The sequence below is a fragment of the Plantactinospora soyae genome (genome assembly GCF_014874095.1).
GTDB lineage: Bacteria > Actinomycetota > Actinomycetes > Mycobacteriales > Micromonosporaceae > Plantactinospora > Plantactinospora soyae.
Genome location: NZ_JADBEB010000001.1, coordinates 5,831,781 through 5,847,661 on the forward strand (window position 1 = coordinate 5,831,781; position 15,881 = coordinate 5,847,661).

General features: G+C 68.9%; 13 protein-coding genes. 8 read left to right on the forward strand and 5 right to left on the reverse strand.

Annotated elements, in window-relative coordinates; all coding sequences use genetic code 11:
• Positions 1-32: 32 nt before the first annotated feature.
• The 4 genes from H4W31_RS43070 to H4W31_RS25460 all read right to left on the reverse strand — a co-directional run bounded on the left by H4W31_RS43070 (position 33) and on the right by H4W31_RS25460 (position 5,750).
• Positions 33-1,835 (reverse strand): ABC transporter ATP-binding protein, encoded by a 1,803-nt coding sequence (locus H4W31_RS43070; protein WP_318783397.1) that lies wholly within the window; start codon positions 1,833-1,835, stop codon positions 33-35.
• Complete coding sequence (locus H4W31_RS25450; protein WP_192768960.1) at positions 1,832-3,721, reverse strand: ABC transporter ATP-binding protein; 1,890 nt, start codon at positions 3,719-3,721, stop codon at positions 1,832-1,834. The genes H4W31_RS43070 and H4W31_RS25450 overlap by 4 nt, the downstream gene beginning before the upstream one ends.
• Positions 3,722-3,766: 45 nt before the next feature.
• Positions 3,767-4,783, reverse strand: coding sequence for a radical SAM protein (locus tag H4W31_RS25455; RefSeq protein ID WP_192768961.1), 1,017 nt, complete (start codon positions 4,781-4,783; stop codon positions 3,767-3,769).
• A 166-nt stretch (positions 4,784-4,949) separates the two neighbouring features.
• Positions 4,950-5,750, reverse strand: coding sequence for a Stf0 family sulfotransferase (locus H4W31_RS25460; protein ID WP_192768962.1), 801 nt, complete (start codon positions 5,748-5,750; stop codon positions 4,950-4,952).
• 689 nt (positions 5,751-6,439) lie between these two features.
• Here H4W31_RS25460 and H4W31_RS25465 point away from each other — a divergent pair.
• Both H4W31_RS25465 and H4W31_RS25470 read left to right on the forward strand, forming a co-directional pair.
• Positions 6,440-7,057 carry a class I SAM-dependent methyltransferase gene (locus tag H4W31_RS25465; RefSeq protein ID WP_192768963.1) on the forward strand — a complete coding sequence of 206 codons (618 nt, stop codon included), beginning with the start codon at positions 6,440-6,442 and terminating at the stop codon, positions 7,055-7,057.
• Between the two features lie 36 nt (positions 7,058-7,093).
• Positions 7,094-7,981 carry a glycosyltransferase domain-containing protein gene (locus tag H4W31_RS25470; protein ID WP_192768964.1) on the forward strand — a complete coding sequence of 296 codons (888 nt, stop codon included), beginning with the start codon at positions 7,094-7,096 and terminating at the stop codon, positions 7,979-7,981.
• 283 nt (positions 7,982-8,264) lie between these two features.
• Here the strand turns inward: H4W31_RS25470 and H4W31_RS25475 are convergent, their stop codons facing one another.
• Positions 8,265-8,672 (reverse strand): BlaI/MecI/CopY family transcriptional regulator, encoded by a 408-nt coding sequence (locus tag H4W31_RS25475; RefSeq protein WP_192768965.1) that lies wholly within the window; start codon positions 8,670-8,672, stop codon positions 8,265-8,267.
• A 91-nt stretch (positions 8,673-8,763) separates the two neighbouring features.
• Between H4W31_RS25475 and H4W31_RS25480 the strand changes: the two genes are divergently transcribed.
• From H4W31_RS25480 to efeO, 6 genes are all read left to right on the forward strand, one after another.
• Complete coding sequence (locus H4W31_RS25480; RefSeq protein ID WP_192768966.1) at positions 8,764-9,675, forward strand: M56 family metallopeptidase; 912 nt, start codon at positions 8,764-8,766, stop codon at positions 9,673-9,675.
• 84 nt (positions 9,676-9,759) lie between these two features.
• Positions 9,760-10,350, forward strand: coding sequence for a PadR family transcriptional regulator (locus H4W31_RS25485; RefSeq protein WP_192768967.1), 591 nt, complete (start codon positions 9,760-9,762; stop codon positions 10,348-10,350).
• Complete coding sequence (locus tag H4W31_RS25490) at positions 10,347-11,072, forward strand: ABC transporter ATP-binding protein (protein WP_192768968.1); 726 nt, start codon at positions 10,347-10,349, stop codon at positions 11,070-11,072. The genes H4W31_RS25485 and H4W31_RS25490 overlap by 4 nt, the downstream gene beginning before the upstream one ends.
• Positions 11,069-13,555 (forward strand): ABC transporter permease, encoded by a 2,487-nt coding sequence (locus H4W31_RS25495; protein ID WP_192768969.1) that lies wholly within the window; start codon positions 11,069-11,071, stop codon positions 13,553-13,555. The genes H4W31_RS25490 and H4W31_RS25495 overlap by 4 nt, the downstream gene beginning before the upstream one ends.
• 230 nt (positions 13,556-13,785) lie before the next feature.
• Positions 13,786-14,682, forward strand: a complete 897-nt coding sequence (gene efeU, locus H4W31_RS25500; protein ID WP_192768970.1) for an iron uptake transporter permease EfeU — start codon at positions 13,786-13,788, stop codon at positions 14,680-14,682.
• A gap of 23 nt (positions 14,683-14,705) precedes the next feature.
• Complete coding sequence (efeO, locus tag H4W31_RS25505; RefSeq protein WP_192768971.1) at positions 14,706-15,842, forward strand: iron uptake system protein EfeO; 1,137 nt, start codon at positions 14,706-14,708, stop codon at positions 15,840-15,842.
• The last annotated feature ends 39 nt before the right edge of the window (positions 15,843-15,881 follow it).

A 15,881-nucleotide genomic window follows, 5' to 3' on the forward strand; every position in this document is an offset into this window, starting at 1 on the left:
GCTCAACTGTGAGGGTTCGTGCCGGGGTGGAGTCAGTCGAGGGTGTATGCGCGGCTGCTGATTTCGTAGAGTTCGGCGTACACCCCGCCCGCGGCGAGCAGGCTTTCGTGCCGCCCGGTCTCCACCAGGCGACCGCCCTGCATCACCAGGATCAGATCGGCGCCCGAGACCGTCGAGAACCGATGAGAGACGATGACGGTGACAGCGCCGGTCCGGGCGGCGAGATGGCGGGCCCGACGGACGTAATGCTCGAAGATGGCCCGCTCGCTGGGCGCGTCCAGCGACGCGGTCGGCTCGTCCAACACGAACAGCAGTGGCTCGTGTCGCATGCAGGCACGCGCCAGCCCGATCTTCTGCCACTGCCCCTCGGACAGTTCCCAACCGCCGAACTCGCGTCCCAAGGGTGTCGCCAGGCCATTCGGAAGCCGCTCGATCAGGCCGTCGGCGTCGGCGGCGGACACCGCTTCGAGGATGCGGCTCCGAGACCCGAGGTGTGGCAGGTCACCGAGGCCGACCGCCTCGCCCAACAGGGTGTGGTACCGGCCGAAGTCCTGGAACGTCACAGCCAGGCGCGCCCACCAGGAGGTGCCGTCCAGGTCGGCGAGGTCCGTGCCGTCCAACAGGATCCGGCCGCTGCTCGGACGATGGAACTTGCACAGCACCTTCACCAGGGTGCTCTTGCCCGAGCCGTACTCGCCGACGATCGCGACGACGCTGCCTGCGGGAAAGTGGGCGGTGACGTCGTCGAGCGCGGCCCGATCGCTGCCCGGGTAGCGATAGGTCAGGTGCTCCAGCCGGATGCCGTCCCGCAGTGTCCGGGGTACCGCAGCACCGGCGGCCCGATCGTCGCCGTGCCCTCGCTCCCGGGCCGCGTAGTCCCGCAGCCACAGGTACGGCTCGAGCAGAACCGCGGAACTCGCCGTCAGCACCGACCGGGTCACCGCCTGCTGCACCAGGCCGCGCAGGCTGGTCGCAATCGCGATGGCGAGCACGACGTCACCGATGCTGCCGGCCCCACCCGCAGCGTCGTGGACGACCAGCGCGAGGGCCCCCGCGAAGCCGAGGGTGAAGATCGTCCACCCGCCGGCCGTCCACGCGGCGCCCACCAGTTGGGCTCGGAACCGGGCCTCGTGGGCGGCGCGGAACGCGGCCGCCTGGCGGCGAATCAGTTCCGGCCCGGCCCCGGTGACCCGGATCTCCTTGCCGGAAGCGGCGTCGGTGGCGAGGTCGAACAGGTGACGCTGAAACCGCATGTCCTCAGCCGTCTCCGTCTCCGTCCGGATCACCGCCCGCCGGCCCCGGGTGTCGAACCACAGCGGGATCACGGCGAAGGCCAACAGCAGCAACAGCAGCGGGCTGACCGTACTCAGCAGAATGAAGATGATCGCCAGCCGGACGACGTTGACCATCGCGTCGAGGGCGTTCCAGGCCGAGGCCAGCACTCCCCAGGAGGCGCCACGCAGTAGATCCACCCGGTCCAGGAAGTCACCGCGCTCCAGATGGTCCATGGTCTCGATGCCACAGACATCTCGGAGGATCTCGGCGTCCAGTACCAGGAGCCCGGCCCGGTCCACCAGGTTGATCTTTACGGAGTTGCCGAGATACTCGACCGTCACGTTGACGGTGTGCGCGGCCGCGGCACCGACCGCTCCGAGAATGGCAGCGTGCAGCACACCCGCGGTGCTGGAGTCCAGCGCCGACCGCAGCGCCAGCCCGGTGGCGGGAACCGTCACCAGGCTCAGCAGCCGGCAGGCGAACGCCGCCGCGGTCAGCCCCGGATAGTGCACGAAGCAGAGCCGCAGCAGCCGCCACCACAGTCGCGGGTATCGGGTCACATCGGCTCGCTGTCGATACGGTCGTCGTAGCCGTGGGTGAATCGCTGAGCCTGGATGCGGAACATGGCGGCGTACGACCCGTCGAGGCGGATCAGTTCCTCGTGTGTGCCGCATTCGGCGACTCGCCCACCGTCGAGCAGCACGATCCGGTCGGCCCGGCGTACGGTGGAGAGCCGGTGCGAGATGAGCACGACACTGGCCCGGCCCGGCCGGGCCAACAGCCGGCCGAACAGCTCGAACTCGCTGCGCACGTCCAGGTGTGCGGTCGGTTCGTCCAGGACCAGCACGCGGGCACCGGTGTGTACGGCGTAGAGCGCTCTGGCGAGCACCACCTGCTGCCACTGTCCGCCGGACAGGTCGACGCCGCCGGAGCGACCCCTGGCCAGCGGTGTCCGCCAGCCGTCCGGTAGCCGGGCGAGGAGGTGCTCCAGGCCGGCCTCGGCGGCAGCCCTCTTCCGTGCGGACGAGTTGGGCGGCACGACACCGTTCCCGAGCGTCACGTTGTCGGCGACAGACATCTCGTATCGGACGAAGTCCTGGAAGACGACGGAGAGGCGCTGTTGCCAGGCACCGATACCGAGCTGGCGGATATCGACACCGTCGGCGGTGATCCGGCCCGCGTCCGGCTCGTACAGTCCGGCCAACAGCTTGATCAGCGTCGACTTCCCGGTGCCGTTCAGCCCGACGACGGCCAGTAGCTCATGCGGGTGAATGGTCAGGTTCAGGCCGTCGAGTACCGGACGCCCGGTGCCCGGGTAGGCGAAGCGGATCCCCGACAGTTCCACCAGCGGTGTCCGGGTCGGCACCGCTCCGTCCGACCGCGTTCCAGCCCTGCCGTTCGACATCGGCGGCAGCACCCGGGTCAGGCCGCCCGGGAAATGGGAGGTGCCGAACTCCTCGCGCAGTCGCGCCATGGCCTGTAGCACCGGCAGCGCGCCCTCGATGTCCCCCGACTCGTCGAAGGTGCCGCCGACGGCGAGGTACACACCCAGGCCGGCGGCGAACACGGCGGTCTGCACCGCGGCTGTCGTGTTCCCCTGCGTGACCGCGTGGGCCACGGCCGCGTAGCCGATGGCGAGCGGCACGAACATGATCGCCGCGGTCGCGGTACTTCTTCGCCAGAGGCGCCGATTGAACGCCCACACCGGATCCAGCGAGGCGTGGATGCCCTGTGCCACTCGGTCCACGGCCCACTCACCGAAGCCGTACACCCGCTGCTCCTTGCCCACGGCCGGGGACATGACCAGGTGCTTCCAGTAGTCGGCACGTCGACCCTGCCGTACCCCCTGGGCCCACAGCCGGGCCAGCTTGACGAAGTCGCGGCTGCGCACCGCACGCCCGACGAGCGCGGGCACGGCCAGGAGGGGGATCAACCACCAGGCGTACGCGGCCAGCACCGCGGCGGCGCCGGCCGCGCCGACGTAGCGGGCGAGAAGGTGGAGCTGGGCGAGGGCGCCGTCACCGGGAGTCTTCTCGGTCCAGTTGCCGGGATCCGCCGCGACGAGGCGGATCCGGTCCCGGACTTGCGGGTCCTCCAGGCGGTCGAGGCTGGGGACCGCAGCCGCCAGACTCGCCACCTCGGCCCGGTGCGCACCATCGATCCGCGTCCTCACCAGGTAACGCAGCGGTTCGATGGCGGCGTCAACCAGATGGCCCAGCAGCAGGACCACGACGAACAGCGCCAATGGTAGGGCCGCCGAGGAGAGGCCGCCGACGGCCAGCTGCACGTGTCCGATCAACAGGCCCATTGCCGCCGCCGAGGCCGCCGGGATCAGGGCGGACACCGCGTACGCGACGCTCAACGCGCCTACCGAGCCGGCACCGGCGTGGCGCAGCGCACCGAGCAGCATCAGCCGCCCCCGGAGCAGGGGCATCGGGCTGATCATGTGCGGTACCCCGCCGTCAGACTGCTGGGGCGGCACCGACCGACATCACGGCCGGTCGCCGCCGGGGCTCGACCGTGGACGGACGGATCGGAAACACGGACAGCGCTGGCACACCTCGTTCGTGGCCACGTCGAGCTCGGCGCGCCAGTGCACCGCAGCCGGCGAATTGACGACGGCGTGCAGGTCTCCCGCCTCGTGCAGGTTTCCGTAGGGCTCCAGGAAGAAACAGGGCCGGACGGTGCCGTCCACCTCGACGACTGCGGAGTCCCACGGGCGGCTGCAGGTCCGGTCGGCATGCTCCGCCAATCCGTGGAAGGCTCGGTAGTGCCCGTACAGGTACGTCCGTAGGTGGCTGGGCGACTCTTCAACGAGACCACTGGCGTACGAGTCGGCGCACTCCTCGGAGAGACGGTCGATCTCCGCTGCCAGCCGGGGCAGTTCGGCGGCCGGTACGGCCAGGTCGTGCTGTCGAGCCTCGTCCCATCCGCCGCTCCGGTTGAACGCCTCGGTGGTCAGATCGGCGGGGATGAAGCTGATCCGGTCTATGCCGAGCCGCTGCGCCGTACGCACGGTCTCCGGCAGGTGCCGGTAGTTGTAGCGGTGCACGGTACACCTGGCGAAGAGGGTGAAGTCCGGGTTCACCTTCCGCACCGCCGCGATGCCGGCCTCCAGCAACCGGAACGCATGCCGTACCCGGCGGACCTCGTCGTGGATCGTCGGCGGGCCGTCCAGGCTGACGAGAACGGCATCGAACCACGTGGTCACCTGTTCGGCGTACCTGCTCAGCAGCGGTCCGGTGGAGAGCAGTTCCAGCTTCATCCCGCGCTCGCGTAGCGGAGCGGCGATGCCGAACAGATTTCGGTGCATCAGTGGCTCGCCGCCGACGAGGACGACCTTCCGCACACCCAGCGCCGCCCACTGGTCGGCCCAGCGTTTCACGTCTGTGGCGTCGATCTCCCGACGAGACGTGTCTTGCCAGATGTCACACGACACGCAGCGCTGGTTGCAGCCCGCGTGTGGCCAGATGAACAGTTCGGACAGGGACGAGAGCACGTGTGCCACCACTACCTCCAGGTCCAGAGAGGTGTACGGAAGGCCGCAGCCTGCCTGCGGTCATCGCCTTTGTAGGTAGTGGGCTCTCAGCTCTCCAACCGGCGGTGGTGCGCGTCTCCCGCGTGACTCCGTCTCTGCGAGCAGTGACCGGTCGACCGTCGGCGGCGAAGGGGTTTCACCGGAGGCCGCACCGTTTCCGCACTTCCGGTGGAAGGCCGGCTGCGATTCCGCTGCCGACCAGCTCCGTTCGAAAGCGTTCGGCAAATTCCTTGTTCAGGCTGGTACGCAGCACCTCGAGGTCGGAATTGGGTACGACCGTGTGCCGTACCCGAAGATATGCCAGGGCCTCCGTCGCCGCGCCCGCCGGGTCGGCCGCGAGATCCTCGTATCTGACCAGGTACGGTGCGATGCCCCGCTCGTCGAAGTAGCGGCGCCAACTCTTCTCGTCTTCCTGGATCACCCCGAGATAGTTGACCAAGAAGGAAAACTCGTACTCCGGTGGCTTGCTGGCGGGTCCCGCCGAGTTCTCGATATCGACGGTGGGTTCGCTGGTCCGTCGGTGGTAGATCCTGGTGGCCTCCGCAATCATCGCCGACACCGCCTGGGCAACCATGTCGTCCCGCCAGACGTAGATGTGCATCAGTTCAGGGCCGCGACGCTCGAACAACTCGAACGGGTCGATCCCGAGCCTCTCGCGACACCACGAAACCTGGTCCCAATGCACCTTGGCGGCCCGGGCGCCATTCTGGACAGCGAACTGGCGCGCATGCCGGAGGTAGTCGAATCCGGCACTCGGTTTCGGCTGCTGGCGGGTCGATCCCGGCGCCGCACCGCCCCAGGCAGTGAGGTTTACGTGCACTGAGCCACGGAAAAAGACCTCTCTCGGCGCCCCGGCTCCCGGAACGCTGGCCAGGGTGCTGCACAGCAGGCTGCTCCCGCTGCGTGGATTGGCACACACGATGTATTCCAGCACCACGGCCCCCATCCTCCGTGTCACTCGACACCTGCGACGGTACGTCATAGATCGACAGACGTCCACCTGGACCGCGCATTTCCGCGAGGCGGGTTGCGGACGGCGAGCTGGTGATAGCGAATGGTTACGGGACGGCGGTCTTTCGAGTGGATTGACGCCGCGCTGGACGTGAGGTCGCCTGTCGATTCGGGCCGGCCGTCGACGGTCGCCCGCCCATAGCCGCCCTGCGTGCGTTGGACCTTCTGCCCGGTCACCCTCCCTCGCGGGATCTCGTGATGAATAGCTACCGGAACTTCTCGTCTCCGCCGGGTGGCGTATCGATCAAGGTCATGCAATACTCGTCTCGAAAGATCAGCAGATGCCTATGGCACCCGCGACTGTAGCTGTCCTGAACCGGCTCATGCCGATCGCTGGCCGAGTCCCGGACCAAGGAGAGAAGTCCCGATGTCTGCGCGAAGAAGAAGCGCCGTCCATCGTCTACCTGGCGCGCCGCAACGATCAGTACGTCGCCGCTGGGTGTCCGCCCAGGCATGCGGCCAGGCGGCCCTGTCGGTCGCCTCGGGTGCGAGTTTTCGCGCGGGATCGGAATTGTCGGCTTGACTGGCGGAGAGGGGGCGCCCGCGGTGGCGAGCGGGCAAGCGTGCCACCACGACGACCGTCGTGCCGCGAGCGACCGCAGGGACATTATCGCGATGCAGGCGCTGGCTCCGTTGTCGTCGACCTATCTACCGTGGACCGTGAGTGCGATGCGGCCCAGTGGGGTCGTCGCGGTGCTGAACGAGATTGTCGTCAACCGGCGTCGTGCAGTTCTCGAGTTGGGCGGTGGCGTCTCAAGCTTCTACCTCGGCCGCCTACTGCGGAACCGGGGCGGGCATCTCTGGACGGTGGAGCACGACGAGCGCTGGGCGGATCTGCTGGAACAGGATCTGGTGGGCGAGGGTCTGGATGGTGTGGTCACGGTCATCCGGGCTCCGCTGACACCGATCCCTTGCGGATGGCCGGGCGAGGATGCCGTCTGGTACGAACGTGAGAGGCTCATGGGTGCGCTCGCGCAGGTACCTGTCGACCTGCTCGTCATCGACGGGCCTCCCGCCTACCAGACCGGCCAGGAACATTCTCGGTATCCCGCCGTTCCTCTTCTGTCTCCAACGCTCGCCGACGACTACGCCATCGTCCTTGACGACATCAACAGGCCCGGTGAGCAGGAAATCATGCGGTGTTGGGAGGAGCAGTTCGAGCTGACGTTCGAGCGCCGCATCGTCGATGGCGGGATCGGAATCGGTCGCCCCCGGCCCGCATACACCGTTTGACGCGCCACCTCGGCGTGTCCGGTTCGGAGGTTAGGGATGAAGGTAGTCACCATAGCGACGGATCTCGAGAACGCCTTCCTCAAGCGGTTGTTGACGACATCGTGCGAGGCTGTCGGTCTCGATCTGGTCATCCTCCACGTAGACAAGGAGGCGTTCAAGTTCAAGGACAAGCGGACGGCCCTTACCCGTTACCTCGCGCAATGTCCCAGGTCTGACGAGCTGATCGTCTTCACCGATGCCTATGACACGCTCTTCCTCCGTGGTGAGCAGTACATCCGCACCGCGTACGAAGGCTTCGCGCAGAAGGTGGTGTTCAGCGCCGAGCCGAACAGTTGGCCCTTGGGGGCCATCGGCTTCGCGCTGCAAGAGAGCCCGCCTGCCCGCCCCTATCCCTATCTGAACAGCGGCGGCTTCATAGGGTCCGTCGGCGATATTCTTGCTCTCTGTGCCAAGTATCCCAAGCCCCCTAGCGACCGGTTCCCACTACTGCGGCACCTGCGGGGGCACGACTACGATACGGACAAGCGGTTCGGCTTCAGTGACCAGTATTATTGGACGCTGGTTCGACTCCTTGAGGCCGAGACGGTCGGGCTCGACAATACCGCCAGGCTCTTCGAATATCTTGGCCCTGCGGTAGGGGATGTCTGGGACCCGAACATAAAAATAGGAATCAAGGACTTCTTTGCCCGAGGTAAGGAGGCTGCGAGCTATCAACGTGAGCGCGAGCGGCTCGTGGCGCGGCTACAGTCGCCCAGCGACGCCGCCCAGGTCCATTTCGCGAGCATCATAACGAAGGCAGTGGCGCTCGACCTGTTCGACGAGGGCAGATTACCTGACTGGCTGGGCGGGTTTCGCGGAGCCACGGGTTCGGATCGCCCTGCGACGGAGGTCGTACACGTGGGGTCCTGGCCCAATGCCACGTAGCTTAAGTCGATCATGTTGCCCGGGGGGGTTTGGTTGCAGTGGGCAGAACCTGGGGACGGGTGGCTCGGCGTGGCGTATGTCCAGTTCAGAGGTGCTCCTGACGCGGTAGGACGTGGGGCGTGCTCGCCGCCCCGATCAACGTGGACGCCGTGTTCACCCGCGCCTGAACTCCGCTCACCCATCCCGGTGCCTTCAGGCGCCGCCGAGGCACTGAGACGGGCCTGTCTCGTGAACGGCACCGCTTGAGCCGGCGCCCTAGTCTGGTGGGCCAGGCGGGTCGGCCTCACGGGTCGGAGTCCTCTTCGAGGAGCGCCCGCAGGATCTGTTCGTCCCGGTTGTCGAGGGTGCTGACAAACCGCCGCAGCACGGTGGTGCGGTCCGGTTCTGCGGCCAGCAGCCGGCTCATCCGCTCGGCGACCAGGCCGGCGGCATCGCGTATCGCTCCGTAGCGGTATGCCCGACCGTCTCGCTCCCGGGTAACGGCACCCTTGTCGAACAGTCGGGTCAGGGTGGTCACCACGGTGCTGTAGGAGAGGGTGCCGTCGGGGTCGAGCCGCTCGCGGACCTCACCGGGGGTCAACGGGCCGACGGCATCGACGAGAACGGTGACTACCTGAGCTTCGAGCTGGCCGGGACGGCGGCGTCCACCTTCGGCCGGATCACCCTCGGCGGCGGACGGAGTAGTGCTCATCGCCGATCACTGTATCGGGCTGGTGCGGTGCATTCGTCATGCCCGCCCGCGTTACGACGTGGCACACTCGATCGGTCGCGGACGGAGGGGCATGTTCGATCATTTCGTATGGTCGGTGGTGGTGGTCCCGCCGCTGATCGTGCTGGCGATGCGGCTGCTGGCCGACCGGCTTCCGCCTTCGGGCGCCGCTGTCACCATGGCCTGGTCGGCCGTTGCCGTGGGCGTGGCCAGCATGACCAACCTCACGGTGTTCGCACTCAAGGCGATCGCCGAGATACCGGCGGTCGGCCGCACGTTCGGCTGGTCGGGGCGGGTGGTTGCGGACGACACCGCCTATGTGTCCTGGGTGCCATGGCTGAGTGCGGCGCTGCTCGGGGCCGCACTCGTGTCGGTCGTCCGGCGGTGGCGTCAACATCGCGAAGCGCTCCGCCTCGGCCAGGTCGCGCTGCCTGACGGTAGCCAGCTCCTGGTGGTGTCCGACCCGACAGCGCAGGCTTTCGCCGTGCCGGGTCGGCCAGGGCACATCGTGGTGACCACCGGTATGCGGCAACTGCTCACCGATCGTCAGTTCGACGCGCTGCTCGCCCACGAGCACGCGCATCTGGCGGCCCGTCATCACCGGCTGATCCGGCTGGCCGAACTCGCCGCCGCGATGCATCCGGCCCTGTGGTGGGTGGCCCGGCAGGTCGACTACCTGGTGGAGCGGGCCGCCGACGAGCAGGCTGCGGTCGAGGTCGGCAGTCGTCGGTCGGTCGCCCAGGCCATCGGGGTGGCCGCACTGGCCGCGAGCGGGAGGCCGGACACCCCGTACGGGCTGCACGCCGTGTCCTCCGGTGGAGTCGTCCCGCGTCGGGTGGCCCAGCTGCTGAATCCGCAGGCCACCGTTCGGTCGCGTCTACTGCGTGTCCTGCCGGTGTCACTGGCGCTGGCTTCGGTGATCTGGACCGGTGAGGCGATCTACGACCTCTGCGAACTGCTGAACGCGGCCCGACCCGGCCGGTAGCAGCCTGATCGGAACCGAGCCCGAGGCGGCGACGAGTGACTATACCCAGTACTCTACTCAGTATAGTCACTCGTGGAGGCAGTCATGAGCGTTCGGCACGCGTTGTTGGCCCTGCTCGCGGAGGGCCCGAAGTTCGGGTTGCAGCTACGGCAGGAGTTCGAGGAGCGGACCGGGGAGGTGTGGCCGCTCAACGTCGGTCAGGTGTACACGACCCTGCAGCGACTCGAACGTGACGGCCTGGTGGAGTCCGACGACGCCCAGGCGGAGGGCTCGCAGAAGGGATTCCGGATCACATCCGGCGGCGACCGTGAACTCGTCAGCTGGCTGCGTACCCCGCCGGACGCCAAGCTCCCGCCGCGCGACGAGTTGGTGATCAAGGTGCTGGTGGCGCTGACGGTGCCCGATGTGGACGTGCACGAGGTCGTGCAGGTGCACCGGCGGCACCTGGTCGAGGCGATGCAGCGGTACACCCGGTTGAAGGCGGACGCACCCGAGCACGACGTCGGGGTCGGACTCGTCGTCGATGCCGAGCTGTTCCGGCTGGAGGCGGTCGTCCGGTGGCTCGACGCGGCCGACACCCGGCTGCGGCGACGGCCGGCGCCCGGTCCCGCCCGTACCCCGGCACCGCCCGCCGCCGCGCCGCAGGCAGCCCGTCCGGCGGAGGCCCGCCGATGACCGCGCGGCTCGAGCTGCGACAGGTGACCAAGGTGTACGGGTCGGGCCCTACCGAGGTACGGGCACTCGAACAGGCCGATCTGGTCGTCGAGGGTGGCGAACTGGTGGCCATCATGGGGCCCAGCGGCTCCGGCAAGAGCACCCTGCTGACGATCGCGGGCAGCCTGGAGCAGGCGACCAGCGGTCAGGTTCTGGTGGCCGGCACCGACCTGTCCCGGATGTCGGGCAATGATCGGGCGCGGATGCGTCGCCGCGCGATCGGGTACGTCTTCCAGGACTTCAACCTGCTCGCCGGGCTGACCGCCGCCGAGAACGTCGCCCTGCCGTTGGAGCTGGACGGGGTACGGGCCAGGGCCGCCCGGGGGATCGCTCTGCGGGCGCTGGAGGAGTTGGGACTCTCGGCGCGGGCGGGACGGTATCCCGACGAGCTCTCCGGTGGTGAGCGGCAGCGGGTGGCGATCGCCCGGGCCGTGGTCGGCGATCGTCAACTGTTGCTCGCCGACGAGCCGACCGGCGCGCTGGACTCGGCCACCGGCGAGGCGGTGATGCGCCTGCTGCGCGCCACCTGCCAGGGCGGGATCGCCGGAGTCATGGTCACCCACGACGCTCAACTCGCGTCCTGGGCCGACCGGGTGGTGTTCCTTCGGGATGGCCGGATCGTCGATCAGACCATGCCGCCCGCCGGCCCGGAGTCGCTGCTCACGGCGGAGACCGGCCGGTGACCCGGTTGTCGTCGGTCAACGAGGTCGACCCGGCCGCGCCGCCGCGCACCGGTGCCCGGGGACGCTCGGCTGGCGGGTTGCCGGCCCGGCGGGCGATTGGCCGCTGGGCGTGGCGGATCTTCCGTCGTCAGTGGCGACAGCAGATGCTCCTGCTGGCCCTGCTCACCGTCGCGGTGCTGGCCGCGATCTCCGGCGTGGCGGCCGCGTTCCACCTGACGCCGTCCCGGGACGCGCGGTTCGGCACGGCCGACCACATTCTGTCGTACGACGGGTCGGATCCGGCTGCGTTGCAGGCTGCCTTGGCCGCCACCCGGGAGTTCTTCGGCACTGTCGACGTCGTCGGACGGCGAGCCGCGCCGATTCCCGGCTCGGCCGACGATGTGCAGATCCGGGCGCAGGACCCGGACGGTGCGTTCAGTGGACCGATGCTGGGCCTGCGACAGGGCCGGTACCCGACCGGCGCGGACGAGATCGCCGTGACGGACGGGACGGCGATGGTCTTTGAGGTCCGGGTCGGGGATCGGCTGACCCTCGACGGTCGTAGCCGCTCCGTGGTGGGCCTGGTGGAGAACCCGAGCGACCTGAACGAAGAGTTCGCCCTCGTCTCCCCGCAGCACGCTGACCAGCCGCAGAGCGTGGCCGTGCTGGTGCGGGCCAGCGCCGACCGGGTGCACGAGTTCCGGGACCCCAGCGGCCGGCGGCCGGCCGCCGAGGACCGGGGAGTCGATCCGAGGAACCTGGCCACGGCGGGCGTACTCGCGTTGACCACGGTCGGCCTGCTGCTGGTCTGTCTGGTGGCCGCCGCCGGGTTCGCCGTCGTGGCCCAGCGCCGGCTGCGTGAACTCGGCATGCTCGCCGCGTTGGGGGCGACCGAGCGGCACCTGCGCCTGGTGATGGTGGTCAACGGGGCCGTGGTGGGGGTGATCGCCGCGCTCGTCGGAGCCGGCGTGGGGCTGGCCGGTTGGATCGCCGTCGCACCGGCGTTCGAGTCGGCGGTCGGGCACCGGGTCAGCCGGTTCGACCTGCCCTGGCCGCTGATCGGCGTGGCCGCGCTGCTGGCCGTGGTGGCCGCCACCGGGGCGGCGTGGTGGCCAGCACGGGTGGTGGCGCGGGTGCCGATCGTGCTGGCCCTGTCCGCCCGGCCACCCCGACCGAAGCCGGCCCGGCGATCCGCGATCGCCGCCATCGGGTTTGTCGGCATCGGCGTCGGATGCCTGGCCAGCGCCGGGCAGAGCAATCCGTGGCTGATCATCGGCGGCACCCTCGCCACGGCTGCCGGCCTGCTGCTCGCCAGTCCGTTGGCGATCAGGTTGCTGCCGCTGGTGGGTGGTTGGCTGCCGATCGCGCCCAGGCTGGCCCTGCGCGATCTGGGTCGATACCAGGCCCGTTCCGCGGCGGCACTGGCCGCGATCAGCCTCGGCCTGGCCATCCCGGTGGGAACGGTGGTGGTGGCCTCGGCCTCGGTGGCCAACTCCGCCGCCGCGTTCGGTAACCTCTCCGACCGGCAACTGGTGGTCCGGATCGACCGACAAGCCGAACCGATCGTTCCGGTCCGGACTCCGGAGCAGCTGGCGAGTCTCCAGACCCAGGTCGACCGGCTCGCGGGAACGCTCGGCGGCGCGGCCGTCATCCCGATGGACCTGCCGCTGCGCCCGGACTCCAGAGTGGAAAGTGGTCAGGACGGCAACGGGTCGGGGCGGCCGGCCATCGATCTGGGCTGGCCGCTCGGTGACGGGCGGCTGCGGGCTGTCCCGCTCTTCGTCGGTACGCCGGCCCAACTACGGCACTACGGGATCGACCCCGCTTCCATCAGCCCCGACATCGACGTGCTGACGGTGCGGGGCGAGCAGGACCTCCAGTTCTCCGGGGTCAGGGGGCGGGGGGAGCCGCTGAAGGTGCAGCGGATCGACGTGCCCGGCTACAGCTCGGCGCCGACCACACTGATCACCGAGGACGCCATCCGAAGGCTGGGATGGCAGCAGGGCCGGGTCGGCTGGTTCGTCGAGGCGGCCGAGTCACTGCGCGACGAGCAACTCAGCCAGGCCCGGCAGGTCGCGGCGGACGCGGGACTGCACATCGAGTCCCGGGAGGCGCCGCTGAGTCTGGCGGCGCTCCAGAACGGCGTTACCGCCGGCGGCATGCTCCTCGCGCTGGGCGTACTGGCGATGACGGTGGGGTTGATCCGGGGGGAGGGGGCGCGCGATCTGCGTACCCTGACCGCCGCCGGGGCCACCAGCCGGGTCCGGCGGGTGCTGACCGCGGCCACGGCGGGTTCGCTGGCCCTGCTTGGCGTGCTGCTGGGTACGACCGCCGCGTACCTCGGACTGGTCGGCGGGTACTGGAGGGAGCTCGACAACCTGAGTCACGTACCCGTGGTCCATCTGCTCGCCCTGGTCGTCGGTCTTCCGTTGGTGGCCGCCGCCTGCGGTTGGCTGCTGGCCGGACGTGAACCGCCGGCCATCGCCCGGCAGGCCCTCGGCTGAGCCCGGACCGCGCCGCACACACCTGTGCTGGCGGATCAACCGCAGGACAGGTGGGTGCGGGCGGCCGACCAACGCTAGCGAGGATAGGTTAGGCTCTGCTAACTTCTACATCCAGTAGAGGAGCGGGTTCGGCTCCGGGTCGAGGACGACCTGACGTCGTACCCGGAAACCAGAGCAAGGCCCACCTGGGAGGCGGTTCGTTCAGGGGGTGCCGGAGAAGGATCGGTCCGATGTTCGCCACCTACCTGATCGGGCTACGCGAAGGTCTCGAGGCCACCCTGGTCGTCAGCATCCTGGTGGCGTTCCTGGTCAAGTCGCAGCGGCGGGAACGGCTGCCGCAGGTCTGGCTCGGGGTCGGCCTCGCCGTCGCCGTCTCGGTGTTCTTCGGCTGGCTGATCGAGTACACCTCGACCACGCTGCTGGCCACCAGCGCTCAGCGGGAACTCTTCGAGGCGATCACCTCGGTGGCGGCCGTTGTCTTCGTCACCTGGATGATCTTCTGGATGCGCCGGGCCGCCCGGTCGATCGCGGGCGAACTGCGTAACCGGCTGACCGAGGCGCTCGCCGTCGGGTCGATCGCGGTGGCCACGATGGCCTTCTTGGCGGTGGTCCGGGAGGGACTGGAGACCGCGCTGATCTTCTACTCGGCCGCGCAGGGAGCGGCGGGCGACACCGGGCCGCTGCTCGCGCTGATCGGTGGGATCGCCACCGCGGTGGTGCTCGGCGTACTGATCTATGCCAGCGCGATGCGGATCAACCTCGGCAGGTTCTTCACCTGGACCGGTGCGCTGCTGATCCTGGTCGCCGCCGGCATCCTCAAGTACGGCGTGCACGACTTCCAAGAGGCTGGTGTACTGCCCGGCCTGAACAACCTGGCCTTCGACATCACCACCGTGCTCGACCCGAACACCTGGTACGCCACCCTGCTCGCCGGGATGTTCAACATCACCCCCGCCCCGACGGTGATCGAGACGATCGCCTGGATCGGGTACGCGGTGCCCGTACTCCTGCTCTTCCTACGGCCCGGACGACGGACGTCAGCTCCCGCCCCGGTGACCCCGGCCGCCACCGACCCGACTTCCGTCACCAGCCCGACTTCCGACACAGCTGCCTCGCAGCCCGCCTGATTCCCACAAGGAGACCCGACCCGATGCGTACCTCCCGATTCCTGGTGGCCGTCGCCGCAGGTGTCCTCGCCACCGCCGGGCTGGCCGGGTGTGGCGGCGACGGAGACGACGACGCGAACACTGCGGCCGGCGGCCCGATCGCCGTCAAGGCCGACGACAGCACCTGTGCGGTCGCCAGCACCGACATCGCGGCCGGTACGGCCACCTTCAAAATCACCAACTCGGGTGCCAAGGTGACCGAGTTCTACGTCTACGCCGACGGCGACCGGGTGATGGGCGAGGTCGAGAACATCGCTCCCGGACTGAGCCGGGAACTGCGGGTGGAACTGCCGGCGGGCACCTACCAGACGGCCTGCAAGCCGGGAATGAGCGGCAAGGGCATCCGGAACGCGCTCACGGTCAGCGGCTCGGCCGAGCCGCTCACCGCCGACGCCGCGCTGGCCGACGCGACCGACAGTTACCAGCGGTACGTCAAGAGCCAGACCACCGCGCTGCTGGAGAAGACCGGAGAGTTCGTCGCCGCCGTCAAGGCCGGCGACGTGGCCAAGGCCAAGGCGCTCTTCCCGGTGGCCCGCACCTATTGGGAGCGGATCGAACCGGTGGCGGAGATCTTCGGCGACCTCGACCCCAAGATCGATGGTCGGGAGGAAGTCATCGAGGAGGGCATGGAGTTCACCGGCTTCCACCGGATCGAGAAGGACCTCTGGACCACCGGCGACATCAGCAAGGACGGCCCGCTCGCCGACCGGCTGATGACCGACATCCAGGAGATCGTGGCCAAGGCCAACGCGGAGAAGCTCTCCCCGCTGCAACTCGCGAACGGCGCGAAGGAACTGCTCGACGAGGTCGCCACCGGCAAAATCACCGGCGAGGAGGACCGCTACTCGCACACCGACCTGTGGGACTTCAGCGCCAACCTGGAAGGCTCCAAGGCTGCCATCGCCGCGCTCCGTCCGGTGTTGCAGGACCGCGCTCCCGACCTGGTCAGCCAGCTCGACACGGAGTTCACCAACGTCGAGACGTTGCTCGGCAAGCACCGCGCCGGGGACGGCTGGAAGCTGCACACCGCGCTGAGCCAGCCCGAGCTGAAGGAACTCTCCGACGGCATCAACGCGCTCGCCGAGCCGATCAGCAAGGTCGCCGCGGTCGTCGCCAAGTAGGTCGCGGACGTAGGTCGGCAACGTAGGTCGTACCACTCG

What these genes read in the sequence shown, in the direction of transcription:
- H4W31_RS25450 (WP_192768960.1), bottom strand. Translation starts at nt 3,721, where the DNA reads ATGATCAGCCCGATGCCCCTGCTCCGGGGGCGGCTGATGCTGCTCGGT.
- H4W31_RS25465 (WP_192768963.1), top strand. Translation starts at nt 6,440, where the DNA reads ATGCAGGCGCTGGCTCCGTTGTCGTCGACCTATCTACCGTGGACCGTG.
- H4W31_RS25470 (WP_192768964.1), top strand. Translation starts at nt 7,094, where the DNA reads ATGAAGGTAGTCACCATAGCGACGGATCTCGAGAACGCCTTCCTCAAG.
- H4W31_RS25475 (WP_192768965.1), bottom strand. Translation starts at nt 8,672, where the DNA reads ATGAGCACTACTCCGTCCGCCGCCGAGGGTGATCCGGCCGAAGGTGGA.
- H4W31_RS25480 (WP_192768966.1), top strand. Translation starts at nt 8,764, where the DNA reads ATGTTCGATCATTTCGTATGGTCGGTGGTGGTGGTCCCGCCGCTGATC.
- H4W31_RS25485 (WP_192768967.1), top strand. Translation starts at nt 9,760, where the DNA reads ATGAGCGTTCGGCACGCGTTGTTGGCCCTGCTCGCGGAGGGCCCGAAG.
- H4W31_RS25490 (WP_192768968.1), top strand. Translation starts at nt 10,347, where the DNA reads ATGACCGCGCGGCTCGAGCTGCGACAGGTGACCAAGGTGTACGGGTCG.
- efeU (WP_192768970.1), top strand. Translation starts at nt 13,786, where the DNA reads ATGTTCGCCACCTACCTGATCGGGCTACGCGAAGGTCTCGAGGCCACC.
- efeO (WP_192768971.1), top strand. Translation starts at nt 14,706, where the DNA reads ATGCGTACCTCCCGATTCCTGGTGGCCGTCGCCGCAGGTGTCCTCGCC.